Origin of the sequence: Lentzea alba, assembly GCF_047445655.1 — a bacterium.
Classification (GTDB): domain Bacteria; phylum Actinomycetota; class Actinomycetes; order Mycobacteriales; family Pseudonocardiaceae; genus Lentzea; species Lentzea alba_A.
The window spans coordinates 26,598-48,800 of record NZ_JAJAEG010000015.1 but is presented as its reverse complement, the minus strand read 5'-3'; the positions used below and the strand labels follow the sequence as shown (position 1 = coordinate 48,800).

At 67.9% G+C, this 22,203-nt stretch carries 24 protein-coding genes and 1 tRNA gene; 11 read left to right on the top strand and 14 right to left on the bottom strand.

Annotation, left to right across the window (positions count from 1 at the left end; translation table 11 throughout):
* Positions 1–68 precede the first annotated feature (68 nt).
* Together LFM09_RS24835 and LFM09_RS24830 are read right to left on the bottom strand one after the other, a co-directional pair.
* Positions 69–416, bottom strand: a complete 348-nt coding sequence (locus LFM09_RS24835; protein ID WP_414098934.1) for a hypothetical protein — start codon at positions 414–416, stop codon at positions 69–71.
* A 65-nt stretch (positions 417–481) separates the two neighbouring features.
* Positions 482–739 carry a hypothetical protein gene (locus LFM09_RS24830; RefSeq protein WP_414098933.1) on the bottom strand — a complete coding sequence of 86 codons (258 nt, stop codon included), beginning with the start codon at positions 737–739 and terminating at the stop codon, positions 482–484.
* 73 nt (positions 740–812) lie between these two features.
* On the opposite strand from LFM09_RS24830, the gene LFM09_RS24825 reads away from it, so the two are divergent.
* Together LFM09_RS24825 and LFM09_RS24820 are read left to right on the top strand one after the other, a co-directional pair.
* A complete protein-coding gene (locus LFM09_RS24825; protein ID WP_414098932.1) occupies positions 813–1,625 on the top strand; it encodes a helix-turn-helix domain-containing protein in 813 nt (270 codons plus the stop codon).
* Between the two features lie 9 nt (positions 1,626–1,634).
* On the top strand, positions 1,635–1,814 hold the full coding sequence (locus LFM09_RS24820) for a DUF397 domain-containing protein (RefSeq protein WP_414098931.1): 180 nt from the start codon (positions 1,635–1,637) through the stop codon (positions 1,812–1,814).
* Positions 1,815–1,818: 4 nt separating this feature from the next.
* On the opposite strand, the gene LFM09_RS24815 is transcribed toward LFM09_RS24820, so the two are convergent.
* Positions 1,819–2,193, bottom strand: a complete 375-nt coding sequence (locus LFM09_RS24815; RefSeq protein WP_045313056.1) for a hypothetical protein — start codon at positions 2,191–2,193, stop codon at positions 1,819–1,821.
* A 440-nt stretch (positions 2,194–2,633) separates the two neighbouring features.
* Between LFM09_RS24815 and LFM09_RS24810 the strand changes: the two genes are divergently transcribed.
* Positions 2,634–3,920 carry a UDP-glucose dehydrogenase family protein gene (locus tag LFM09_RS24810; RefSeq protein WP_414098930.1) on the top strand — a complete coding sequence of 429 codons (1,287 nt, stop codon included), beginning with the start codon at positions 2,634–2,636 and terminating at the stop codon, positions 3,918–3,920.
* Here LFM09_RS24810 and LFM09_RS24805 read toward each other — a convergent pair.
* The 3 genes from LFM09_RS24805 to LFM09_RS24795 form a co-directional block, all read right to left on the bottom strand.
* A complete protein-coding gene (locus tag LFM09_RS24805) occupies positions 3,900–4,850 on the bottom strand; it encodes a UDP-glucuronic acid decarboxylase family protein (protein WP_414098929.1) in 951 nt (316 codons plus the stop codon). The two genes, LFM09_RS24810 and LFM09_RS24805, sit on opposite strands and share 21 nt — an antisense overlap.
* Positions 4,851–4,919: 69 nt before the next feature.
* A complete protein-coding gene (locus LFM09_RS24800) occupies positions 4,920–6,863 on the bottom strand; it encodes a glycosyltransferase (RefSeq protein WP_414098928.1) in 1,944 nt (647 codons plus the stop codon).
* A complete protein-coding gene (locus LFM09_RS24795) occupies positions 6,856–8,274 on the bottom strand; it encodes a glycosyltransferase (protein ID WP_414098927.1) in 1,419 nt (472 codons plus the stop codon). The genes LFM09_RS24800 and LFM09_RS24795 overlap by 8 nt, the downstream gene beginning before the upstream one ends.
* Before the next feature lie 53 nt (positions 8,275–8,327).
* Between LFM09_RS24795 and galE the strand changes: the two genes are divergently transcribed.
* Entirely contained in the window at positions 8,328–9,308 is a 981-nt protein-coding gene (galE, locus tag LFM09_RS24790; protein WP_414098926.1) for a UDP-glucose 4-epimerase GalE, read from the top strand.
* Here the strand turns inward: galE and LFM09_RS24785 are convergent.
* The gene (locus LFM09_RS24785) at positions 9,293–10,405 is read right to left on the bottom strand and encodes a hypothetical protein (RefSeq protein ID WP_414098925.1); all 1,113 of its coding nucleotides are present in this window, start codon (positions 10,403–10,405) and stop codon (positions 9,293–9,295) included. The genes galE and LFM09_RS24785 overlap by 16 nt on opposite strands.
* 123 nt (positions 10,406–10,528) lie before the next feature.
* Between LFM09_RS24785 and msrA the strand changes: the two genes are divergently transcribed.
* The 4 genes from msrA (at position 10,529) to LFM09_RS24765 (ending at position 13,191) form a co-directional block, all read left to right on the top strand.
* Positions 10,529–11,197 (top strand): peptide-methionine (S)-S-oxide reductase MsrA, encoded by a 669-nt coding sequence (gene msrA / locus LFM09_RS24780; protein WP_414098924.1) that lies wholly within the window; start codon positions 10,529–10,531, stop codon positions 11,195–11,197.
* A 6-nt stretch (positions 11,198–11,203) separates the two neighbouring features.
* Positions 11,204–11,374: a helix-turn-helix domain-containing protein gene (locus LFM09_RS24775; RefSeq protein WP_414098923.1), complete on the top strand. Its 171-nt coding sequence runs from the start codon at positions 11,204–11,206 to the stop codon at positions 11,372–11,374.
* Positions 11,375–11,604: 230 nt separating this feature from the next.
* A complete protein-coding gene (locus LFM09_RS24770) occupies positions 11,605–12,870 on the top strand; it encodes a SpaA isopeptide-forming pilin-related protein (protein ID WP_414098922.1) in 1,266 nt (421 codons plus the stop codon).
* Positions 12,871–12,987: 117 nt separating this feature from the next.
* Positions 12,988–13,191 carry a hypothetical protein gene (locus LFM09_RS24765; RefSeq protein WP_414098921.1) on the top strand — a complete coding sequence of 68 codons (204 nt, stop codon included), beginning with the start codon at positions 12,988–12,990 and terminating at the stop codon, positions 13,189–13,191.
* A 130-nt stretch (positions 13,192–13,321) separates the two neighbouring features.
* Here the strand turns inward: LFM09_RS24765 and LFM09_RS24760 are convergent, their stop codons facing one another.
* Genes LFM09_RS24760 through LFM09_RS24745 form a run of 4 tightly spaced genes read right to left on the bottom strand, consistent with a single transcriptional unit; the run spans position 13,322 to position 17,600 of the window.
* Positions 13,322–13,678 carry a septal ring lytic transglycosylase RlpA family protein gene (locus tag LFM09_RS24760; protein ID WP_414098920.1) on the bottom strand — a complete coding sequence of 119 codons (357 nt, stop codon included), beginning with the start codon at positions 13,676–13,678 and terminating at the stop codon, positions 13,322–13,324.
* 45 nt (positions 13,679–13,723) lie between these two features.
* Positions 13,724–14,116, bottom strand: coding sequence for a contact-dependent growth inhibition system immunity protein (locus LFM09_RS24755; protein WP_414098919.1), 393 nt, complete (start codon positions 14,114–14,116; stop codon positions 13,724–13,726).
* A gap of 28 nt (positions 14,117–14,144) precedes the next feature.
* Entirely contained in the window at positions 14,145–14,771 is a 627-nt protein-coding gene (locus LFM09_RS24750) for a hypothetical protein (protein WP_414098918.1), read from the bottom strand.
* A 39-nt stretch (positions 14,772–14,810) separates the two neighbouring features.
* On the bottom strand, positions 14,811–17,600 hold the full coding sequence (locus LFM09_RS24745; RefSeq protein WP_414098917.1) for a BTAD domain-containing putative transcriptional regulator: 2,790 nt from the start codon (positions 17,598–17,600) through the stop codon (positions 14,811–14,813).
* 58 nt (positions 17,601–17,658) lie between these two features.
* Between LFM09_RS24745 and LFM09_RS24740 the strand changes: the two genes are divergently transcribed.
* On the top strand, positions 17,659–18,699 hold the full coding sequence (locus tag LFM09_RS24740) for a cytochrome P450 (RefSeq protein ID WP_414098916.1): 1,041 nt from the start codon (positions 17,659–17,661) through the stop codon (positions 18,697–18,699).
* Here LFM09_RS24740 and LFM09_RS24735 read toward each other — a convergent pair.
* Positions 18,674–19,102 carry an OsmC family peroxiredoxin gene (locus LFM09_RS24735; protein ID WP_319967219.1) on the bottom strand — a complete coding sequence of 143 codons (429 nt, stop codon included), beginning with the start codon at positions 19,100–19,102 and terminating at the stop codon, positions 18,674–18,676. The genes LFM09_RS24740 and LFM09_RS24735 overlap by 26 nt on opposite strands.
* A 125-nt stretch (positions 19,103–19,227) precedes the next feature.
* Between LFM09_RS24735 and LFM09_RS24730 the strand changes: the two genes are divergently transcribed.
* The gene (locus LFM09_RS24730) at positions 19,228–20,130 is read left to right on the top strand and encodes a S66 peptidase family protein (RefSeq protein WP_414098915.1); all 903 of its coding nucleotides are present in this window, start codon (positions 19,228–19,230) and stop codon (positions 20,128–20,130) included.
* An 84-nt stretch (positions 20,131–20,214) separates the two neighbouring features.
* Here the strand turns inward: LFM09_RS24730 and LFM09_RS24725 are convergent.
* Together LFM09_RS24725 and LFM09_RS24720 are read right to left on the bottom strand one after the other, a co-directional pair.
* Positions 20,215–20,290 (bottom strand) — tRNA-Gly (locus LFM09_RS24725).
* A gap of 32 nt (positions 20,291–20,322) precedes the next feature.
* Entirely contained in the window at positions 20,323–20,721 is a 399-nt protein-coding gene (locus LFM09_RS24720; RefSeq protein WP_414098914.1) for a hypothetical protein, read from the bottom strand.
* Positions 20,722–20,880: 159 nt separating this feature from the next.
* Here LFM09_RS24720 and LFM09_RS24715 point away from each other — a divergent pair, with 159 nt between their 5' ends.
* Positions 20,881–22,176, top strand: a complete 1,296-nt coding sequence (locus LFM09_RS24715; protein WP_414098913.1) for a sigma-70 family RNA polymerase sigma factor — start codon at positions 20,881–20,883, stop codon at positions 22,174–22,176.
* Positions 22,177–22,203 lie beyond the last annotated feature (27 nt).

Genomic DNA, 22,203 nt, shown 5'->3' with positions numbered 1-22,203 from the left:
AGTGGAACGGCGCCCGATTCGAGGGGGAGGGAATCGGGCGCCGCCCCGGCCAGGAAGTACTGGTTGGATCAGATGTCGACGTGCGCGAAGCCGTTGGCCGGACCCTGCGGCTCGTTGAGGCCGAGCAGCGTGGAGGCCGGAACGCCCATGGCACCGGCGTCGACGTTCTCGACGATGGCGGTGACGTCAGCGTCCTCGAAGTTGATGGCCTGGATCTTGCCGGCCGCGTCGGAGGTGTCGACCTTCGCGAGGTTGCCCGCGGACAGGACCTCGCCGAGCTCTCCGCCGAAGTCCGGCTGAGTGTGGGCGGTGGCGTCAGCGTGGTCGGCAGCGTGTGCGGTACCACCCAGGCCGAGCATGACGGCGGTGCTGCCGAGGGCAACAGCGGCCCCCGCGACGGTCTTCCTGAGGTTCATAGGCGCGAAAGTTGCGCACCAGGCCCCTCTACATCAAGCTCCGTAACTCAGGCGAGGGAACTTCTTCATCCGTTGGTGGGACGCCAGTCCATTCCGACCGTGCAGACCCGCGCCTCGCCCCGCCACACGGTGATCGCGAACGTGCCCGCTTCCGTTTCAGTGCGCGCAAGGAAGTCGTACGCGCACTCCAGGGTGTAGCGGCGGCGCCAGTCGTCGCCTTTCTTTATGTACCAACCATGATCCTGGACCTCCTCGACCTGTTCGAGGTCCAGCGCGCCGTCGGCCTTCCGGCGGCGGTACTCGATGCGGTGGAAGTGGTCCATGACCAGCACGGTCCTCAGCGGACCCGGCGAGTGAGAATCTCAAACTCCGGATCTCGCCCGTAACGTTTGGGCCGTGGCTGAACCCACGTTCCGGCAGCAGCGCCTTGGGGAGGCGCTGCAGTTGCTGCGTGAGCGTGCGGGCATGAGCCAGCAGCAGGTTGCCGAGCGGCTCCACTACAACGTCCCCAAGATCAGCCGCATCGAGAACGGCCAGGTGCCGGACATCCACGCGTTGCGGGCGATGCTCGACCTCTACAGCGTGATCGGCCACGAGGAGCAGCCATACATCGAGATGTGGGAGTTGGCCAAGGAGAAGGGTTGGTGGAAGCAGTATCGACTGGAGGATCAGGGCTACATCAGCTTGGAGCACGACGCGTCGGCGATCCGGGAGTTCCAGTCGAGCTACATCCCAGGGATGGTGCAGAGCAGGGGGTACATGCGCGCCGTCTTCGCAGGCGCTCGTACCCAGAGATCAAAGAAGTGGATCGACAGCCAGATCGCTGTGCGAGTGCGTCGGCAGCAGCGGCTGACGGATGACAACCCGGTTCGGTATCACGCGATCATCGCCGAGTCCGCGCTTCGCCATGCGGATCGTGATCAGTTGCTGCACATCATCACGGTCGGTCGGCTACCGAACGTCACCATTCAGGTCGTATTGGACACAGCAGGCCTGCACGACGGGCACAACGGCCCATTCACGCTGCTGGACTTCCCGTTCACCGGAGATCCACAGGTTCTCTACGTGGAGCACGCTGGCGGATCGATGCACATCGAAGACCCCAGCAGGGTGAAGGCCACTACCCTTACCTTCAAGCATCTCTCGAAGCTGGCGTTGACCCCCGAAGAGTCCGCCGTGTGGATCGAGAGGTTGGCTGCCGAGAGGTAGGGACCCACTGTGTGGCGTAAGAGCAGCCGCAGCAACAACGGCGGAAACGGCAACTGTGTCGAGATTGCTCTGAACGGCTCAGTCGCGCGCGTGCGCGACTCCAAGAATCGGACAAAATCTGTCATCGCCGTGCCCGAATGGGCAGCGTTCATCGGCGCCATCAAGCGCGGCGACTTCGAAAAGAACTAACGAGCTAGGCGATCGCACCCGGTGGAAGCTTCAACTTAAATGGCAGCGTCGTGACGACGGCCAAGTCGGAAGCTGTCGCCTTCATGAGCGTGGGCGCATTCCGCGCACCGGGCTCAGGCAGGTCCAGCAGCCTGTCGACGGCCTCGCACAACGGGCCTTCGTAGATCCACACGGCCTGGGCCGGCCTGGCTGAGTCGCGCACCGCGGGCAGACGCCCAGCGCGGGCCTCGGTCTCCGACCAGAACAGGATCGAGTCGATGAACCCTCTGCGCTGCTTGAACGCCATGATGCGGTCGAGCTGCCCGGCGTCGTCCCTCAGGTGGAGGAACTGAAAGCCACTCTCGCGCAGCTCGATGACCTTGCTCAGTGCGTGGTCCATGGCGCACCTACCCCTGTGAGGTCCCCTTCGGGTGACCGTTCAGTCATACGACCCGAAAGGATCGTACGGTAAGTCAACGTTCGTCCGTAAGCCGTAGTCCGAATGTGTTATCTCAATTGGTGGACGTATGTGGCTTAGGGTAATCAGTAGCCTTCTTGTTGGGGGAAACGGCCAGGACGGCCGCTACGGTTCGCGTCAGAAACGCCAAACCGCCCAATGTGACTAATGTCACGCTGATCCACATCTGTCGCCTCCGAGTGGTGACCTACACCCGTAGTAGACGTGTAGCACTCCGCGGCGGTTGCAGGTGACTCCGACTCGCCTTCTTAACAGAACCTTGTGCGAGTCCCGTCACGGCCCCCTCGAAACCACCGCTAAGCGTGTGATCCCTGTGCAACGATCGGGCGCATCTGTTCGTGCTGATCAAGGGCGGTTTGAGGATGTTCGTTCGCCGGGTTGCGGTGGTCGGGGCCGGGTACGTCGGTCTCACGTCGGCCGCCTGCCTCGCGTCGCTGGGGCACCACGTCGTCTGCGCGGACATCGACGAGCAGAAGGTCGAGCAGCTCAGGAGGGCGCAGGTCGCCATCTTCGAGCCCGACCTGCCGGAGCTCGTCCAGGAGGGCATCGCCGCCGGACGCCTGGAGTTCGTCGTCGGCGTGCGCAACGCGGTCGAGAACGCCGAGGTCGTCTTCCTCTGCGTGCCGACACCGATGGGTGAAGGCGGCGCGGCCGACCTCAAGGCCGTCGAGGCCGCCGTCGCCGAGATGAAGGACCTCCTCGCGCCCGGCACGGTTGTTGTCAACAAGTCGACAGTTCCGGTCGGCACCGCCAAGCGCGTCCTCGAGCTCCTCGACCGCGATGACGTGTTCGTGGCGAGCAACCCCGAGTTCCTCCGCGAGGGCAGTGCGGTCAAGGACTTCATGCACCCCGACCGCATCGTCGTCGGCTCCGACGCCCAGAACGCCGCCGAACGCGTCAGCGCCCTCTACGCCCGCCTCGGTGCGCCGACCGTCCTCATGGACGCGGCCAGCGCGGAGCTCGTCAAGTACTCAGCGAACTGCTTCCTCGCGATGAAGCTCAGCTACGTCAACGCCATGGCGGAGCTGTGCGAGCGGCTCGGCGCGGACATCGCCAACGTCACCGAGGGCATGGGCTTCGACCAGCGCATCGGGCAGTCGTTCCTGCAGCCGGGTCCGGGCTGGGGCGGGTCGTGCCTGCCGAAGGACACCCACGCGCTGCTGCAGATCGCCGAAGCGGCAGGCCACGAGTTCGAGCTGCTCAGCGCCACGATCAACACCAACGAGAAGCAGAGCCGGCTGATCATCAACAAGATCGCCGACGCGGTCGGGGGAGACCTCGCGGGCAAGAAGCTCGGGCTGCTCGGCCTCGCGTTCAAGGCCGGCACGAACGACCTGCGCGACTCGCCGGCGTTGAAGATCGCCGGGCTCCTCAAGAAGGAAGGCGCGGAGCTGGTCGCGTACGACCCGGCGATCCCGAACGCGGTCGAAGGCGTCACGGACGACGTCACGGTGGTCGACGACGTGCAGCAGGCGGCGAAGGACGCGAACGCGCTCGTCGTGCTGACCGAGTGGCCTCAGTTCCGTTCGCTGGACTGGGCGGCGCTCGCCGGGACGATGACCGGGCAGGTCGTGGTCGACACCCGCAACCTGCTGGACGTCGACATCCTGACCCGCGCCGGCCTCACGTCACACGGCGTCGGCAGGTAGAACACTCGCCTGGAACCACTCGATCGTCCGCAGCAGGCCCTCGCGCAGGTTGACCTCCGGCTGCCAGCCGAGCAGCTCCTGCGCGCGGGTGATGTCCGGCTTGCGCTGCGTGGGGTCGTCGGTCGGCAGGTCCGAGTACTCCAGGCTCACGGACACGCCGGTCAGCTCGCCGACGACCTGGGCGAGCTCCAGGACCGTGATCTCCTGCGGGTTGCCGAGGTTCACCGGGCCGAACTCGCCGCGCCGGTCGGCCAGCGCGAAGATGCCGCGGACCAGGTCTCCGACGTAGCAGAAGCTGCGGGTCTGCTTGCCGGTGCCGTAGACCGACAACGGCTTGCCGCTCAACGCCTGGTGCACGAAGTTCGAGACCACGCGGCCGTCCGTCGCGTGCAGGCGCGGGCCGTAGGTGTTGAAGATGCGCACGATGCCGACGTCGAGCAGGCCCATGCGGTGGTACGCGCCGAGCAGCGCCTCGGCGTAGCGCTTGGACTCGTCGTAGACGCTGCGCGGGCCGATCGGGTTGACGTTGCCCCAGTACTCCTCGGGCTGCGGGTGCACCTGCGGTTCGCCGTAGACCTCGCTGGTCGACGCCTGGATCAGGCGCGCGCCCTTCGCGATGGCCATCTCGGCGACCTTCTTCATGCCCGTCGAGCCGACCTCCAGCGTCTCCAGTGGACGCTCCAGGAACTTCGGCGGCGAAGCGGGGGAGGCGAAGTTCAGCACCAGGTCGACCGGGCCCTCGACGGACCAGTCACCGCAGATGTCCGCCTCGATGAACTCGAAGCGCGGCTCGTCCGAGTACCGGGTGACGTTCTCGGTCAGCCCGGAGGAGAAGTCGTCCACCACCACGACCGACCAACCGCGGTCGAGCACCGCGTCTACCAGGTGCGACCCGATGAATCCCGCACCACCGGTGACCACTGCACGCATGGCGTGAACCAACCCCTCCCCCAGGACAAGACACGAACGAGTGAAACCTAGGCTACGAAACGGCCTGGCCTAGGCGTTTTGCGCCTCCCAGTTGCTGAGCCACACGTCACGTGCCTCGCGTTCGCTGCGGACGCTCGCCAGCCAATCACCGAGGGTGTCGTCCTGCAGCTCGAGCGCACCGGACATCAGACGTGGGCAGCTCTCCCGGACGGCGTCGAAACCCGCGTCCTGGGAGATGTTCGTGAGGCTCAGCATCGAGGTCGCCGACTGCCGGTAGCGACCGACGATCGTCTGCACGTGCGCCGCGTGCCCGCCGCTTTCGGCGACCCGGCACCACAGCTCGTAGTCCTCCCACCCGTGCAGGCGGCGGTCGAGCGTGTAGCCCTCCAGCTTGCGGAGCGCCTCGGCCTTGATCAACGCCATCGCGTCGATGTAGTTGCCGTAGCGCAGCCGCCACGGCTCCCACGGCCACACGCCCATGAGTCCCACCGGGCCGGTCGAGTCGAACCGCTGCAGCACGCCGTACGCGAACGACGCCTCCGGGTCCGCGTCGATCGCGTTCACCAGCCGCTCCAGGCCGGTCGGGACGATCGCGTTGTCCGAGTCGAGCACGAACACGAGCTCGCCGCGCGCGTGCCGGAACGCCTCGTTGCGCGAGCGCGGCAGACCGCGGTTCACCGGGTGACGCACCAGCGTCATCGGGATGTGCGGGCTGCGGGCCATCCACTTGCGCACGGTCTCGTTGGAGCCGTCGTTCGAGCAGTCGTCGACGACGATGATCTCCAGGTCGCCGTACGTGCCGGACGCGGCGGACTCCAGCGCCTCCACGACGTACGGCTCGTGGTTGTACAGCGCCATGATCACCGAGACGCGCGGTGTGCGGCGGTCCCACGCGGGCGTGCGCAGGTCGACCACCGGCGTCGGATCGATCGTCGGGTCGGTCGAGACGCGCCGGCGCAGGTCGATGATGTCGAGCCGGATCTCGCGGATCGCCTGGCGCACCGCGTCGACGCCGTCGGTCTGGCGTTCCCAGGACGGCGTGATCCGCTGGCGGAACGGCTGCGTGCGGCTCGGGCCGAGGCGCAGGCGGTGACCGTCGTGCGTCTTGCGCAGGTCCTGCGCCACCGACACCAGCTTCTCGACGCCGACGGAGAACGGGTTCTCCTTGATCAGGGCGTAGGCGTTGCGGCGCAACGTGTTCAGCCGGTCCGGGTCCTCCAGCAACGAGCCCAGCGCGTGCGGCATCGTCGACAGCGCGGAGAACACCAGGTGCTCGTTGTGCTGGAACGGCTCGGTGTGCAGCGAGGTCTCGGACAGCATCACCGCACCGCAGTGCGCGGCCTCTGCGGCGCGCAGCCACTCGAAGTACGGCTCGTCCGCCTGGTGCACGTTGACGAGGACCTTGGTGCCCGCCAACAGCTCCCGCTTGCGGTCACCCGTCACGAACGCCGCGTGGTCGCCGGTGTTCGGCGCCGCGTTGTCCGAAAGAATCAGGCGGCTGCGGCGTGACCACAGCTGCCGGCCGATCTTCGCCAGCGCGTGCTCACGGCGTGGGGTGGCGCAGCCCATGAACAGCACGTCGAGCTCGTGGTCGTCCGCGTCGGGGACGAACTTGTCCCACGTGGGCGTCCAGCCGAACTGCAGGTGCTCTGCCTGGATGCCCTGCGCCTGGTAGCGCTTCACCGACAGCGTGCTGAAGTCGAAGACCGCGCCGAGCTTGTGTCCGTAGTGGACGTTCGTGTCGAAGTGCGACGACGACGGCTGCTCGGCGGTGATGCCGATGCAGCGCCTGGCCAGTCGCGGGTCGTCGAGGAACTGCCCGCCCTCCAGCACCGCGTACTCGTGCGTGGGCAGCAGCACGAAGACGTCGTCCGGTTCGGTGTCCACGACAGACGTCACGACATCGGCCGTGACGCCGAGTCGGGTCGCCTCGTCGACGATCGCGTCGGCCAGCTCGTGGAAGAACGCGTTCTGGAACCGCGACTGGATGACGCGCAGACGCAGGTCAGGCATTCTTGCCGCCCTTGAGAGCGCCGGTCGCCTTGCGCAGCGGGGCCGTGACGCGCCACGACGTGGAGCGCTCCAGGTCGTCGATCTTGTCCTGCAGCGTCGTGCGCCAGTGCAGGTGCTGGCGGATCTCCTCGTCCAGCCTGCGGTTGAGGCGGTCGTTGTCGCGCGCGTACTCGGCGAGCAACGTCGTCGCCTCGTCCAGCGCGGTCAGGCGTTCGGCCGCCTTGCCCAGCTCGGCGTACTCGTTCTTGAGGTCGTGAAGTTCCTGCGCCACCACGTATTCACGGCGGCGGGCCTCGTCGAGCTCCGCGAGTGCCTTGCCCAGCGCGTCTTCCAGGCCGGTCGCAACCGACTCGGCGCGTTCGCGGGCGTCCTTCTGCTCCTGCGCGAACTTGAGGCTGCGCTCCAGCTGGGCGCGCACGCCGTCGCTGCCGCTCGTGGTGACCTGGGTCAGCGGGTGCCGTGCGGTGCCGCCCTTGGCCCTGGTCTTCGCGGCGGCCTCGATGGCCTCCTGCAGCTTCGTGACCAGCGCGTCCTCGGAGTAGTGCTCCTCGACCCACGCGCGGTACGAGCGGCGTTCGGCCAGGTCGGGCTCGTTCGCGAGCACTGCGGCGGCCTTCTCCACCACGGCCAGCACGTCGGCGTCCTCGATCGCGTGCGTGCCGGGCGCCGCGAACTGCTCGGCGCCACCGCCACCGGGGTAACCGATGACGACGCAGCCGGCGGCGAGCGCCTGGGCGATGGGCAGGCCGAAGCCCTCGTCGCGGTGGAGCGCGATGAAGATCGACGCGTCAGCCAGCTCGTCGGCGATCTGCTGCTCGGTCACGTCGTCGAGCGCCACGACCTCGACGCCCGCGAAACGCTTGTCGTTCTTGAAGAGCGCGGCGAGGACGGCTGCCTCGCGCGGGCGCTTGCGCGGCAGGAGCACGATCTTGCGCTTGCGCTCCTCGTCGAACCGGAACAGCGCGGTGTCGATCACGTTCGGCACCAGGTGCACCTTGAGCTTGGGGTGCAACGCCTTCAGCACGTTCGTGGTCATCACGGAGCCGCCCCACACCTGCGGCGCGGGCTTCCACGCCGGGTAGTCGGGGCCGGTGAAGTTGTCGAACGTGTAGTAGTGGTTCTGGTTGTAGACGACCTTGCGGACGCCGGGCGCCGGGTCGAACCCGTTCAGCACCAGCACTTCCGGGACGACCAGCACGTCGTCCGGGCCCAGTTCGAGGGTCTCGCCGCTGACGACCTTCGCGTTCGACGAGAACCACCAACACTTGTAGTCCTCGGCGAGGTGCCACACCTTGGCGTCGACGCCGGTGCGCTCGGCGAGCTCAGCGTGCCGGTAGATGGCGTGCACGCCGCCGGACGGCTCCGTGACGTCCGGGACTACGTACACGACCTGGCGAGTCATGGTCGACATCAATCCCCTCGTGGGTCTGGCATAGCCTGTCGCCGTCGAACGGAGGACAAGCGGTGACGATCCTGGTTACCGGCGGTGCGGGCTACGTCGGCTCGCACGTCGTGCACGCGCTGGCCGCCGCCGGACGCGGCGTGGTCGTGGTGGACAACATGCGCACGGGTTCGCCTGAGGCCGTACCTTCCGGCACCCCTGTACACACTATCGACGTCACCGACACCGCGAAGCTGGAACAGGTCATTCGGGACCACGGTGTGACGGCCTGCATCCACCTGGCCGGCCTGAAGAACCCCGGCGAGTCCGTGAAGGACCCCGGCCTGTACTTCCACAACAACGCGACCGGCACGTTGTCCGTGCTGAACGCCCTGGTCGGTTCTGGTGTTCGCGATCTGGTCTTTTCGTCGTCCTGCTCGGTCTACGGCGCCGCGGAGACGCTGCCGATCACCGAGGACAGCCCGTTGCAGCCGATCAGCCCGTACGGGCACAGCAAGCTCGTCGGCGAGCGGATGATCGAGGCCTACGGGAACGCGCACGGGCTGCGCTGGATGTCGTTGCGCTACTTCAACGCGGCGGGCGCGGCGCTGGACGGCAGCATCGGCGAGGACTGGGGCCCGACGCACAACCTGGTGCCGTTGCTGGCGAAGGCCGCCCTGGGAGCGCGTCCACCGGTGACGTTGTTCGGCAGCGACTACCCGACCGAGGACGGCACTGCGGTTCGCGACTACACGCACGTGGTGGACCTGGCGGAGGCGCACGTGCTGGCGCTGGGGCACTTGGAGCGCGACGGCGCGTCCGCGGCTTTGAACCTGGGCACCGGAACCGGGTACTCGGTGCTGCAGGTGGTGAAGGGGCTGGAGCAGGTCGCGGGACGGCCGTTGCCGGTGACGTTCGGCGACCGGAGGCCGGGGGATCCGCCCGTGGTGTGGGCGGATCCGGCCCGTGCCTTCGACGTGCTGGGCTGGCGTGCCAGGCTCGGTCTGCCCGAGATCCTCGCCACCGCGTGGCAGTGGCACGCCAGCTCTCACTTGGCCGGGTAGTTCTTGTCGACGGCGGTGACGACCTTCTCCATACCGGTGTCCATCGCCGCCTTGGTCTTGCCACGCACCTCGAGGCGCACGAGCGTGTCGCCCGACGCGTAGAAGATGCGCTGGTCGAACGGCGCCTCGGGGACGTCGGTCGCCTTCTCGTGCGTCATCATCGCCAGGCCCTTGGGCCCGGTCGTCGCCTGGAAGCCGTACTTCGTCTGCTGCTCCAGGAGAGCGTCGGCGGCGGTCTTCGCGGCCGCACCGTCGCTGCACTTGAACGCGAAGATCTGGGTGACCCAGTCGTCCGAGTAGAGCACCTGCGACACGCCGTTCTCAGCGCCGCACGTGGTCATCAGCGCACCCTCGTCCGGGCTGAACTGGCTGCGCTCCTTCGAGGCCTTCTCGACGGTGACCTCACCGGTGTAGTTCTTGTCGACCTGCCCCGGCAGGTTGCCGCCGGGCAGCTTCGGCCCGGTGCTCGACGGCGTCGTCGGCGTCGGCTGAGTGCTGCTGTTCGCGGTGTTCGTGTTGTCGGTCTTGCTGCCCGACGTGAACCACCAGATGCCGCCACCGATCAGCGCCAGCACCAGCACGACGCCGATGATCGCGAAGACCTTGCCCTTGCCACCACCACCGGACTCGTCGAACACCTCGGGCCCGTGGCTCCAGCCCGGCGAGGGCTGGTTGATCGCGTCGAAGTCACCGCCGACCCACGGCGGCGGAGCCTGCTGCTGTTGCTGCTGCGGCTGCCCCCACCCACCGGGACCAGGAGGCTGAACCGGCGCAACGAACTGCGTGCGGTCCGCGTCAGCCGGCCGCTGCTGCGCGCCACCGGTGACGACCTGCGTGGCGTCCGGGTTGATGTTCTGCGTCTGGGCCTGCGGCGGCTGACCCTGGACGTTGACGACCTGCGTCCGGTCCGACGTGCTGGGCGGCTGCGCCTCCCACTTGAAGGGAGGGGCGAACGGCCCGCTCTGAGGATTCTGGGCGGGCCCACCGCCGGCCGACCCAGAGAGGACCTCGTCCCGGCGGCGACGGTAGTCGTCAGCCGAGATCCGACCAGAGGCGAGTTCGTTGTCGAGCTTCTGCAGCTCGTCTTGCCAGGTCACCCCTGGCACCCCCTTCCGCGCGTACATGAGACTCGGACATTGTGCCCGTGCCCTGTAAGGCCTTCGTGCGGGCCTCTCAAGTCGTGACCTGGTTGTGGCGCTTCACACCGATATATTCGTCACATGGCGTGGTTCGGACGCAACAAACCGCAGGTCATACCCGCTGCCGACGCACTGCCCGGCCGCACGACCGCGGTGGTTGTGCCGTCGTCGCACGCAGTGTTCCCAGATCGTGGTCTCCAGCCACCATTCCCGTCCGGTCATCGGACCGCTGTGTTCGGCATGGGCTGTTTCTGGGGCGCCGAACGCGTTTTCTGGTCCGTTCCCGGCGTCTGGACCACCGCTGTCGGCTACGCGGGCGGCCACACGCCTCACCCCACCTATGAAGAGGTGTGTTCCGGGCTGACCGGGCACGCCGAGGTCGTTCTGGTCGTGTTCGACCCGTCTGTTGTGCCTTTTCAGGAGCTGTTGCGGGTGTTCTGGGAGGGGCACGATCCCACTCAGGGGATGCGGCAGGGGGCGGACATCGGGACCCAGTACAGGTCGGTGATCTTGTACGCGGACGAGGGGCAGCGGGTCACGGCTGCCGCTTCGCAGGCCGTTTACCAGCAGGTTCTGGATGCTGCCGGGTTCAACGCGATCACCACTGAGCTGGCGCCGGTCGGGGAGTTCTACTACGCAGAGGACTATCACCAGCAGTATTTGAGCGACGCCAAGAATCCCTACGGGTACTGCGGGCTGGGTGGGACCGGGGTTTCGTGCCCGGCGGGCTTGAACATCGGTCAAACCTGACCGACGTTGTCCCCCGAAAGTGACGGCCCGGTCACCGAAGCCGACGGCATGACCCAGCCCGCCGTGGCCCGGTTCGAGGCGGGCGGCACGGTCCCCACGATTCCGGTGCTGGAACGGCTCGCGCACGCCCTGGATCTGGAGCTGGTCGTGCGGCTTGCGCCAAGGACAGCGGCCTGAGCCTCACGGACACGAGCAGGTTCGACGAAACCTGCGTACGGCGCCTTGATCGGCTCAGCGCGGCGCTCTAACTTCCCAACTGGAACGAGGCCTGGGGGGCTCGCTTCGACACTGGGGAGATTCACTTGTCAGCCTCGCTGGCGCGCAGATCCATCTTGCTTGCCGTAACCGCCGCATCCACAACCCTGATCGCCACACCCATCGCCCAAGCAGAGCAGCTCCGACCGGACGTGACGGCGACAGCGACCGTCGCCGCCGGACCGTTCCTCATCGGACAGACCGTGCCGATCGCGCTCACCGTCACCAACATCGGCGACGTCACCGCGACCGGACTGCAGGGCCTCCACGAGCACAAGTCCGGGTCGTACCTCGGCATCAACCCCGACGACTGGGGCGGGCTCCAGGACGAGACGGTCGATCCGGGCGCGTCCAAGACCTTCACCGTCCGCGGCAAGGCTTACAGCTACAACGGCAACTCGAAGATCGAGCTCCTGGTCACCGCCGAGGACGATCTCAACCCCTACAACGGGATCGCGCCCGTCGACATCGCATTCCGCGAGCCCACCCCGACGGGCAGGCTCAGCGGCGTGCTGTGGGGTGACGCGAACCGCAACGGCACGCAAGACCCGAGCGAGGGGCTGGCCGGCGCCAAGACGTACGTGACCGGTGGTGGTCCCAGCCGCACCACGACCACCGACGCCGACGGGCGCTTCGAGATCAACGGGATCGAGGTGGCCGCGTGGAGCATCAACTTCAGCCACCTGCCCGGCGGCTGGGTGATTCGCCACAGCTCGGAGGAGTTCCTGGTCGACGGCACCACGTCCGGTGTGGCCCGGCAGGCCGTGCGGCCGCTGACCGACAAGCTGGCCGCGGAGGCGCGCTTCGTCGGCGGTGAGTACGTCGACGGCGGTACGGCGAAGATCGAGGTCGCGCTGGCGAACAGGACCGGCACCGACCTCACCGGTGTCAAGGCCGGGTGCAACCGGTCGGGCAGCGGCCCGCACCTGGACATCGAGGACCTCGGCGAGCTCGACTACCGCAGGGGCGCGACGATTCCGGCCGGCCAGACCCGTGTGTTCACGCTGAGCGGCACCGTTCCGGTGGATGCCTCGAACAGCGGACACGTCTACGTGTGGTGCGACTTCGGCGACGACGAGACGTTGTCCGAGGGATTCCCGCGCGGATTCGACTACGTCAAGGTCGGCGACAAGGTCGCCAGCACCAACGGGTCGATCTACGTGGACCGCAACGGCAACGGGTGGATGGACGACGGCGAGGCGCTGGAAGGTGCCACCTTCAGCCTGAGCGACCCGAAGACGGGCGCGATCGTCGCCACCGCCACGAGTGACTCGTCGGGCAGGGCGTACTTCCGGGACATCCCCGCCGGTCGCTACCTGGTCGTGGCCGAGAGGTTCCGGGTGTTGAGCGACTGGCACGTCATCGCCAACGTCTGCTCACCGCGGTGCAACGACGGGTGGACCGTGCAGGTCGCCTAACAGAAGATCAGCCCACACGGCTTCGTGGTCGTGGTCGTCGTAGGCCGCGGCCGCGTAGTCGTTGTGGTGGGAGCGGGCTGCTGAGTGGTGGTCGTCGTCTGCGCGGGTTGAGTCGTCGTGGTCGTCGTCGTAGTTGTTGTCTTGGAAGAAGAAGACGGCGCGGATGACGAACTCGAAGACGACACTGTCAGTGACGGCGTTTCGGTCTGCGTGGGTATCAACGAAGGCGTGTTGATGAGCGAGACGCGGGCCGGTTTGTCGCCTCCCGGCGCTGTCGGATCGCCCGACGCGAGCGATCCGACATGCGGCGCGAGCACGTAAAACGCGGCGACAACGGCACCAATGAGCGCCCCGGTTGCGAGTCGCCCCGACCCGCTCATTGCCGCCAACACCCCGATTGCCTATCCCGTTCACTCGATTGGGTCAAGCGAAACGAGAGTTTAGGTATCGATCAAACACGGGTGACCGTGACGCCGACTACGCCCTGTGACAACGGGGCGATCGCCTTGAACGCGCGCGGGGTGAGGTCGACGCAGCGGCCGGCGATGAACGGGCCGCGGTCGTTGATCCGGATGGTGACGGTCTTGCCGTTGGAGCGGTTCTTCACCTTCACCTTGGTGCCGAACGGAAGCGTCTTGTGCGCGCCGGTCAGCTTGTTGGGGTCGAAGCGCTCGCCGCTGGCCGTGGTGCCGCCACCGGTGTAGTAGGAGGCCTTGCAGGTCTCGGCCGAGGCCACGGGCGAGAAGAACACAGCGGAAGCGGCGAGCGAGGCCAGCGTGATGCCGGCGGCCGCGAGAGTCTTTGCCATGCTGCAAGGAACTCAGCACCCGGCAAAGAGTCGCCTAATGCTCGCCTAACCGGGAAATTGTTCAGCGGCGGACACCAGCAGGTGCCAGTCGCCGTCGGGCAACGTCCGCAGCCGGTCCAGGACGGCGGTCATCCGCGTCAGTAACTCAGGGTGATCGGCCCAGAAGGACTGATCTACTCTGAGTAGAGCGGCGAGCAGATCCCCCCGGTAAAGCGCGGCCGATCGCAGCGGGTCGGACTCGACGTGTTCCAGCGCCAGCAGCGCCGTCACGTCCAGGCCCACCTGATGCGTGACGAGCAGGTGCAGCGACGTCGGCGTCAGCTGACCCACCGGTAGGTCGCGCAACGCGCACAGGTCCCGGTACAGCTGGGTGGACGACGAGTCAGGTCTCAGCCAGTCGTCGTCGCTCAGGTGCGCGAGCGTTCTGTCGCGGTCCACCTACCCATCGTGCACGCCAACGGAAGCCCTAGTGGGCTGACTGAGGCAACGGTTCGGCATTGGGTGACTGCCATCCGACCCGAACGAGCACCTCGCCGTTGTGCAGCAACGCCTGCGACGCGAGGCCCCACACGGTCGACGCCAGCAGCACGGCGCTCGCGGCCTCACCCATCCGCAGCCAGTCCTGGCCGAGCAACCGGACCATCGCCCCGCTGCGCCGCTCGACCAGCTCCAGTTCGCACTTCTCGGCGCGGGCCGCATGCAGCATCCAGGTCAGAGCCGAGTCGGGTACCTCGTCCGGCAGGTACGCCCGCGGGTCTTCCCGGCGCAACGAGATCGCGGCGGCGGAGGCCACCTCACAGGAGAACGGGTCCAGTTCCCATCGCGGGTGCACGGACGCGACGTGGTCCTCGGGACCATTGCGCAGCACGTGACAGTCCCAGCCCATTGCCGAGAAGGCGACGCGTACGTGGTGGAGCACCGCACCACACGCGAGCATCGCCGTCTGGTCGTTGCGCGTCGTCAGGAGCTCAAGGCACTCGTTGCCCATTCGCCATCGCCACGGCGGGACAACACCGAACGACGGTGCCCGCGCCGCGAGCTTCAGCACTTCCTCGACGGTTTCCGCGTCGGGCGTTCGCACGCTGGTCCTCATGCGGACACGCTGTTCGCGGCTGGTTGCGCGGAGGCTGCGTCACGACTGCGCCGCCGCGATCACCTGGGCCACGGTCATCGCCGAACCACGCGCGAACTCGGCTGCGTAGGCCTCGTCGCCCAACGCTTGCAGGCACAACGCAACGCACTGGTCGTGTGATGCGGCGAAGTTGGCCGAACCGAACAGCGGCAACCCGACCGACTGCCACACCCGGTCCGCACCTCCCAGCAGCAACGCGGCGTGCGTCGGTGACCCCGTGACCACCGAGATCAACGCCAGCAGCTCGACCGACACCGCGATTCCCAGCAGGTCGTCGAACTTCTCCTTGATGAGCAATGAAGAAGTAGCCAGCTCACGAGCCTCCACGACGTCACCGCGTCCCATCGCGACGAACGCCAGCACGTACAACGCATACGCGCGCGCCCAAAGCTCACCGTGCTCCTCACACACGGCCCGCGCCTCAGAGCACAACGACGCCGCACGGTCGAGCTCGCCGCTGAACGCCACGGTGATCGCCAACGCGACCCGCGCCATGATCACGTTGCTGTCCAGGTGCCCCAGCTCGGTGTGCAGCCGGTCCGCCTCAGCCAGCAACGACGCCCCCAGCGGCAGGTCGTCGTTGAACACCGCAGCGGCGCCCTGCACGTAGGTCGCGTAGACGTCCGCGTCGGCGTCGTCCAGCAACGTCGCCTCGGCGCGGCACGCCTCCAGCAGCGCCGGCACCGCGGAGGTGTTGCCCTGCAACGTGGCCACGTACCCGGCGACCCACAACGCCTTGCAGCGCGCCCGCGACGGCTCGGTGTCCAGCGACAGCGCCCAGTTCAGCCAGTGCCTTCCCTCGGCGAACCGCCCGCAGCCGACCCAGTAGAACCACAGCGTCGCCGCCAGCTTCAGCCCCGCGTCGGCCTCGCCGGGAGTCGTCAGCGAGTACTCCAGCGCTGCTCGCAGGTTGCCGCTCTCGGTCGTCATCGACCCGACCGTCGCGGCCTGCCGAGGCGTGAACCAGGCCCGTTCGCCCTGGGTGGCAACGCCTGCGTACCAGTCTCGATGTCTTAGCCGCAGCCGTGCCTCTTCATCGCTCGCACGCAACCGCGTCTGCCCGTACTGGCGCATGGTCTCCAACAGCCGATAGCGCGCCACCCCGGCGTGTTCTTCGCGCAGCAGCACGGACTTGTCGACCAGACCGTCGACCGCGTCGAACATGAAGTCCGCGGTCAGCAGGTCGTCCGAGCACACCGCCTCGGCCGCGGCGAGGTCGAAACTGCCGGCGAAGACCGACGCCCGTGCCCACAGGAGCTGCTCGCGCGGCGAACACAGGTCGAAGCTCCAATCCATGGTCGCGAGCAGGGTCTGGTGCTGGGGCAACGCGGTCCGGCCGCCGTCGGTCAGCACCTTGAACCGGTCGTCGAGGCGTTCCAGCAACTGCGCCGGCGTCAACGCGCGCACCCGCAAAGCAGCCATCTCGATCGCCAGCGGAATCCCGTCCAGCCGCCGGCACAGGTCCGCGACCGCCCGCTCGTTCGCCCCCGTGATGACGAACGAGCCGGGGATCGCGGCGTCGGCGCGCTGCGCGAACAGCGTCGCCGCCGGGTAAGGCACGGACAACGGCGCCACGGCCAGCACCTGCTCGCCGTAGACCCGCAGTGCGCGCCGAGATGTGGCGATGACCCGCAGCTTCGGTGCGACCCGCAGCAGCGTGTCGACCAGGACCGCGCAGTGGTCTACGACGTGCTCGCAGTTGTCCAGCACCAGCAACGCGTCCCGGTCTGCCAGGAACTCCGTGAGCACGGTCAGCTGCCCGCGCCCGGTCTGGTCGACCACGCCCAGCGCCTCGGCCACGGTGTGCGGGACCAGCGCCCGGTCGCGCAACGCAGCCAGCTCCACCAGCCACACGCCGTCCGGTGGCTGCTCGCCGCGCGCCACGTGCACCGCGAGCCGCGTCTTGCCCACGCCGCCGACGCCGATCAACGTGACCAGCCGGTGCTCCCGGATCAGGCCCGCGACGTGCTCGGTCTCCGGCCGGTCCACGAAGCTCGACCGGTCAGCCGGCAGGTTGCCGCGCACCGGCGCCACGACGCGTTCTGGCTGGTCGAGCCGCGGGTCGGCGTTCAACACGGCCTGCTCCAGGTCGCGCAGCCGGGCGCTGGGCTCGATGCCGAGCTCGTCGACCATCACGCCGCGCGCCCGTTGGAAAGCGGCCAGCGCGTCCGCCTGCCTGCCCGCGCGGTAGAGCGCGATCATCAGCAGCTCCCACAGGCGTTCGCGGAACGGGTGCTGCTCGACGAGCGAGGCGACCAGCGGCCCGACCGCGGCGTGCTCGCCGAGCGCCAGGGAGGCCTCCATCAGGTCCTCGGTCGCGTCCATCCGCAGCTCCGTGAGCCGCGCGGACTCCGTGCGGGTCCACTCGCCGGGCCTGCAGTCCGCGAGCGGATCGCCTGTCCACAACGCGAGTGCTTCGCGCAGACACCGTGCGGACTGGGCCGGATCGTCGCTCTGCCGTGCTGCTGCAACGAGCGCCTCGAACCGTGCGGCGTCCACGGTGTCCGCAGGCGCGTTGAGCACGTAACCGGGCTCGCGGGTGGTGATCAGCTCACCGAGTCCGGCGTCGCGGATCTGGCCGCGCAGGCGTGCGAGGAGGCTGTGGAGGGTCTTCGTCGCGGTCGGCGGCGCCTCGTCCGACCAGAGCGCGTCGACGAGAGCGCTCCTCGGCACCGTCTCTCCGGGTGTGAGGGCAAGGCGGGCCACGAGGGTCCGCTGTCCCGCGCTGCTGAGCTGCACTGCTCCGTTCGGACCGGTGAGTTCGAGAGGTCCGAGCAGCCGGATGATCACTTCAATTCGTCCTGTCGTCAGCCCCCGACAAAGGCTGGAACCGCGCCAAGATAGCGCAATGGAATTCGACCCGAGAATCAACGCCCAGCGAGTGACCGCATACGCCGACCTGCGTGCCGTGCTGGCTGATCCGGTGACGTTCTCCTCCCGGAACATGGCAGGACCGCAGGTAGCGGCCGTGGCGGCACTGCTGCCGCCGGAGCAGCGGCGATTGCTGGAATTGATGTCGTCGCTCAACGCGGCGGACGGCACCAGGCACGCGCGAATTCGTGCGGCAGCGAATCAGAAATTCACCCCATCGGCCGTGCGCCAAATGGCTGATGCAATTCGATTACGCGCCAGGACACTGCTCGACGAGCTGCCGGAGGAGGCCGACTTCGTGAGCGAGTTCGCCGCGCCGTTCGCGTTGGGCGTGGTCGGTGACCTGCTCGGCGTGCCCTCTGCGGACTTCCCGCTGTTCCGCGAGTTCGTGGCACCGGTGCTGGAGCTGACCAGCGGCGAGGAGGTCAGTGAGCGGGTCCTCGGGTCGTACTTCGCCGCGATGAACGAGTTCTGCGCCTACTTCGGGCGCTCGAACACGTTCAAGGGCGGGCAACTGTCCGAACAGGAACGCCTGTCGCTGTGCCTCGCGATCGTGGTGGCGGGCACCGACTCGACCACGAACCTGTTGTCGAGCACCCTGCTGCGCCTCGACGCACGCGAACGTCGGTTGGGTGGCGTGGTGGAGGAGGTGGTGCGGCTCGACGCGCCGTTCATCGGCTTCTTCCGGACGGCAACGTGTCCGGTGACCATGGGCGGCGTGAAGGTGGCCGAGGGCGAGCACCTGTTCCTCGACTACGCGGCGGGCAACCGCGACCCGCGCGTCTTCACCGAGGACTTCGACCCCGGCAGGCCGTCCGTGCCGAACCACCTGGGCTTCGGCTACGGCTCGCACTACTGCCTGGGCGCTCAGTTGGCGCGCCTGGAGGGCCGAATCGTCGCCGAGGAGCTGCTCGACCGCTCGTTCGAGGTGGTCGAGCAGCCCGTGCGCTACCGCAGGCACCTGATCAGTCACGGCCCTGCGGAGCTGCGCTTCAGACCAGGGCGGCGTCCAGCGTGATGTTCTCGACGGCCGCGAGCGCCTTGGAGACCGGGCAGTTCGCCTTGGCGCCCTCGGCGGCCTCGACGAAGGCCTCCTGCGTGAGCCCCGGCACGTTGGCGCGCACCGTCAGGTGGATCCCGATGATGCCCTGGCCGGCCTGGAACTTGACCTCGGCCTTGGTGTCGATCGAGGTGGGCGGCGTGCCCGCACCGGTGAGGCCGTGCGAGAGCGCCATCGAGTAGCAGGACGAGTGCGCCGCCGCGATGAGCTCCTCGGGACTGGTCTTGCCGCCAGCCTCCTCGGCACGCGCCTTCCAGTCGATCTCGAAGCTGCCGCTCTTGGACGTGTCGAGGCTGACGTTGCCCTTGCCCTCGACGAGAGAGCCTTCCCAGTGCGCGTTTGCCGTCTGAGTGATGGCCATGGTCTCCAGGTCCTTGTCGAACGAGCTCGATCAGGTTGATACGAGCGGACACCGACCACCTTTCCACGGGCGGCCTCAGAGATCACCCCGAGAACCAAGGGACGGGACTGGAAGAGTCATTGCCCATGGTCGTGCTGCCACCGCGTTTGCGTGCGGGAGATCGGGTTCGTCTCGTTTCGCCCGCCAGCTACCCGAGCTCCGAACTGCTTGCCGCGTCCGTGCGGACGTTGGAGGGCTGGGGACTGGTCGTCGAGGTCGGCAAGCACGCGCTGGACCGCCACGGGTACATGGCCGGGCTCGACGAGGACCGGTTGGCCGACCTCAACGACGCTTATCGCGATCCCGGCGTGCGCGCGTTGTTCGCCACGCGGGGTGGCGCAGGCGCGTACCGGATCGCCGACGACCTCGACTTCGACGCCGTGCGTGCGGATCCGAAGCCTCTGGTCGGGTTCAGCGACATCACCAACCTGCACCTGGCGCTGTGGCGGGAGTGCCAGGTCGCCGGGGTTCACGGGTACCTGGACGGCGAACGCTCGGCCGCCGCGACGCGCTCGTTGTTGATGGACGGCGAACGCGCTGTCTTGCGGCGAGATCCATCAGCGCTCACGGCAGCGGTCGAGGTGGCCGGTGTGGCGCGCGGGCACCTCGTCGGCGGTCACCTGGGCACTGTCGCGTGGACCGTCGGGGCAGGGCTGCCCAGCTTGGACGGCGCGATCCTGTTCCTGGAGGAGCCGCGGGTGGTCGGGCTGGGGCACGTCGACCGGCACCTGACGCAACTCATGCGCTCCGGGTCGTTGCGTGGCCTGCGTGGAGTGGCACTCGGCCGGTTCCTGGGCTTCGAGGGCTATGTCGACCGCGACTGGGACGTGGTGGACGTGCTGCGGGACCGCCTGGGTTCGTTGGGCGTGCCGGTGATCGGTGGCATCGACGTCGGCCACGGAGACGCCCCGCTGTCGTTGCCACTGGGACCGGTAGCCGAACTGGACGCCGACGCAGGCTCCCTCAAGGTGAGCCCTGCGGTCCGGTAACTGCGGGGGTTTGGGGGTCGTCCCCCCAACATCATGGCGAAACGAAAACGGCTCATGCTCTCCATGAGCATGAGCCGCCTTGAGTGGAGCGGATGACGAGACTCGAACTCGCGACCCTCACCTTGGCAAGGTGATGCGCTACCAACTGCGCTACATCCGCACTGCCTTACGGGGAAGAACTATACAACAGCTCTAAACGGCGTCTCGACCGGGGGGCTGCAAACCGGCCAGCAGTTGATCTACCTCGTCCAACTGCTCCTTGGGCCACCGCCACTCCCACAACGCCCGCACCTTGGGCAGCACGTCGACCGGCAACCAGGCCGCGACCTCCTCGCGGAGGTCCCAGTCGTCGAACACGTGCTCGTAGAAGCTGATCAAAGCCGCGTTCTCGAGGAACTGCTCCGGCTGGTGGAAGCACCAGTGCGCGAAGCCGTACGCGCGCCGCAGGACGTCGTCGTCCTCCGAGCGGTGCGCCTCCGCGGCCAGTTGGGACAGCTCCGAGAAGAAGACGTGGCAGGACCACTCCTCGGTCTCGGCGACAGCACGAAGTTCCGGCACAAGTGCCGACGCGCGTTCCCGCCAGTCCACCACGGTCGTGACGATAGTCGCTGGATCTTCTTCGGCCGACGGCCCGACGCCCACATGTGACCGTCTCGTCACCGAATGCGTTGCGCTGATCAGCCCACTACGAACGGATGGTCTTGTATATCGACCTGTTCTCATCCAGGTGCAGGTCTGGCCCCTTGTGGCATGTTCAAGCCTGTGATGGTCGACGAGAACGAGGTCGACCGGGACCTGCTCGCCAGGGTGCGCGAGGGAGACGACTCGGCCTACGGCGAACTGTTCTCCCGGCACGCGGACGCGATCCGCCGATTCTCACTGAGGCACGTCCGCGAGGCGGCCGAGGCTGACGACCTCACGGCTGAAGCGTTCTTCCGCATGCTGCAGGCGATCCGTCGTGGCAGCGGTCCCACGGACCACGTCCGCACCTACCTGTTGACCGTCGCGAGGCGTGTCGCGTGGGAGTGGAACGGGCGGCGGCGCGACGTGCCGGTCGAGGACGAGGAGCTGGGTCGCCGGGTCGAACCGGTCGGGGACAACGCCAACCGCCGGGTTGAGCACAACCTGATCACCAGAGCCTTCTCCAGCCTGCCGGAACGCTGGCGCGTCGTGTTGTGGCGCGTCGAGGTGGAGGGCGAGCGGCCGGCCACCGTGGCGCCGCACTTCGGACTCACGCCGAACGCCATGTCGGCGCTGGCCCGCCGTGCCCGTGAAGGGCTGCGCGCGGCCTACCTGCAGGCGCACCTGGCCGTGGACGACGGGCGGTCGTCGTGTGCGGCGATCCGGTCGAAGCTCGGCACCTACACCGCGGGCGGGGTCCAGGGCGTCGAGGAACGCCGGATCGGTGCCCACCTCGACACCTGTTCGTCCTGCTCACAGCTCCACGCCGAGTTGAACGAGGTCTGCGCGACGCTGCGGGCCAACGCCGCGTTCATCGTCGTGCCGGCCGCGACCGGGCTGGCGTTCGCCGGCAAGGTGCTGCTCGGCAAGACGAAACTCGCCATCGCGGCGGCCTCCGTGGCCACGATCGGGCTGATCGGGACCGCGGCCGCGGTGTTCACCGGTGGGCCCGGGACGGCCGTGCTGCAGCCGGACCAGAAGCCGGCCGTGATCGCGATGAGCCCGTCCGGGTCGTCCAGCTCGGGTCACAGCAACGAGCTCGTGGTCGCGCAGCCGCCTCCCGTGCAGCAGGAGCAGCCGCGCGAGAACGTGGTCAACCCCGGTGGGCAACGGCAGGAGACCGTGCGCAAGACGGCACCGGTCGCGCCGCCGCCCGCGCAGGAGGAGAAGGACCCGCCCAAGGAGCGGGCCGAGCCGGTCGTCGAGTCGTCGCGGTCGTCCGAGGTCAACACGACAACGCCCACGTCGAGGGACATTCGATCGCTGGACACGCCGTCGTCGTCCTCGGAGCCCCCGCCGTCCAAACCGTGCACCACACCCACCACGATCACGCTCTACCCGTCGCACCCCGAGCAGCCGAACTGACGGTGACGATCTCGTCCGGCCTAGTTC

What these genes read in the sequence shown, in the direction of transcription:
- LFM09_RS24835 (WP_414098934.1), bottom strand. Translation starts at nt 416, where the DNA reads ATGAACCTCAGGAAGACCGTCGCGGGGGCCGCTGTTGCCCTCGGCAGC.
- LFM09_RS24830 (WP_414098933.1), bottom strand. Translation starts at nt 739, where the DNA reads ATGGACCACTTCCACCGCATCGAGTACCGCCGCCGGAAGGCCGACGGC.
- LFM09_RS24815 (WP_045313056.1), bottom strand. Translation starts at nt 2,193, where the DNA reads ATGGACCACGCACTGAGCAAGGTCATCGAGCTGCGCGAGAGTGGCTTT.
- LFM09_RS24810 (WP_414098930.1), top strand. Translation starts at nt 2,634, where the DNA reads ATGTTCGTTCGCCGGGTTGCGGTGGTCGGGGCCGGGTACGTCGGTCTC.
- LFM09_RS24805 (WP_414098929.1), bottom strand. Translation starts at nt 4,850, where the DNA reads ATGCGTGCAGTGGTCACCGGTGGTGCGGGATTCATCGGGTCGCACCTG.
- LFM09_RS24800 (WP_414098928.1), bottom strand. Translation starts at nt 6,863, where the DNA reads ATGCCTGACCTGCGTCTGCGCGTCATCCAGTCGCGGTTCCAGAACGCG.
- LFM09_RS24795 (WP_414098927.1), bottom strand. Translation starts at nt 8,274, where the DNA reads ATGTCGACCATGACTCGCCAGGTCGTGTACGTAGTCCCGGACGTCACG.
- msrA (WP_414098924.1), top strand. Translation starts at nt 10,529, where the DNA reads ATGGCGTGGTTCGGACGCAACAAACCGCAGGTCATACCCGCTGCCGAC.
- LFM09_RS24760 (WP_414098920.1), bottom strand. Translation starts at nt 13,678, where the DNA reads ATGGCAAAGACTCTCGCGGCCGCCGGCATCACGCTGGCCTCGCTCGCC.
- LFM09_RS24750 (WP_414098918.1), bottom strand. Translation starts at nt 14,771, where the DNA reads ATGAGGACCAGCGTGCGAACGCCCGACGCGGAAACCGTCGAGGAAGTG.
- LFM09_RS24740 (WP_414098916.1), top strand. Translation starts at nt 17,659, where the DNA reads ATGGAATTCGACCCGAGAATCAACGCCCAGCGAGTGACCGCATACGCC.
- LFM09_RS24735 (WP_319967219.1), bottom strand. Translation starts at nt 19,102, where the DNA reads ATGGCCATCACTCAGACGGCAAACGCGCACTGGGAAGGCTCTCTCGTC.
- LFM09_RS24730 (WP_414098915.1), top strand. Translation starts at nt 19,228, where the DNA reads ATGGTCGTGCTGCCACCGCGTTTGCGTGCGGGAGATCGGGTTCGTCTC.
- LFM09_RS24715 (WP_414098913.1), top strand. Translation starts at nt 20,881, where the DNA reads ATGTTCAAGCCTGTGATGGTCGACGAGAACGAGGTCGACCGGGACCTG.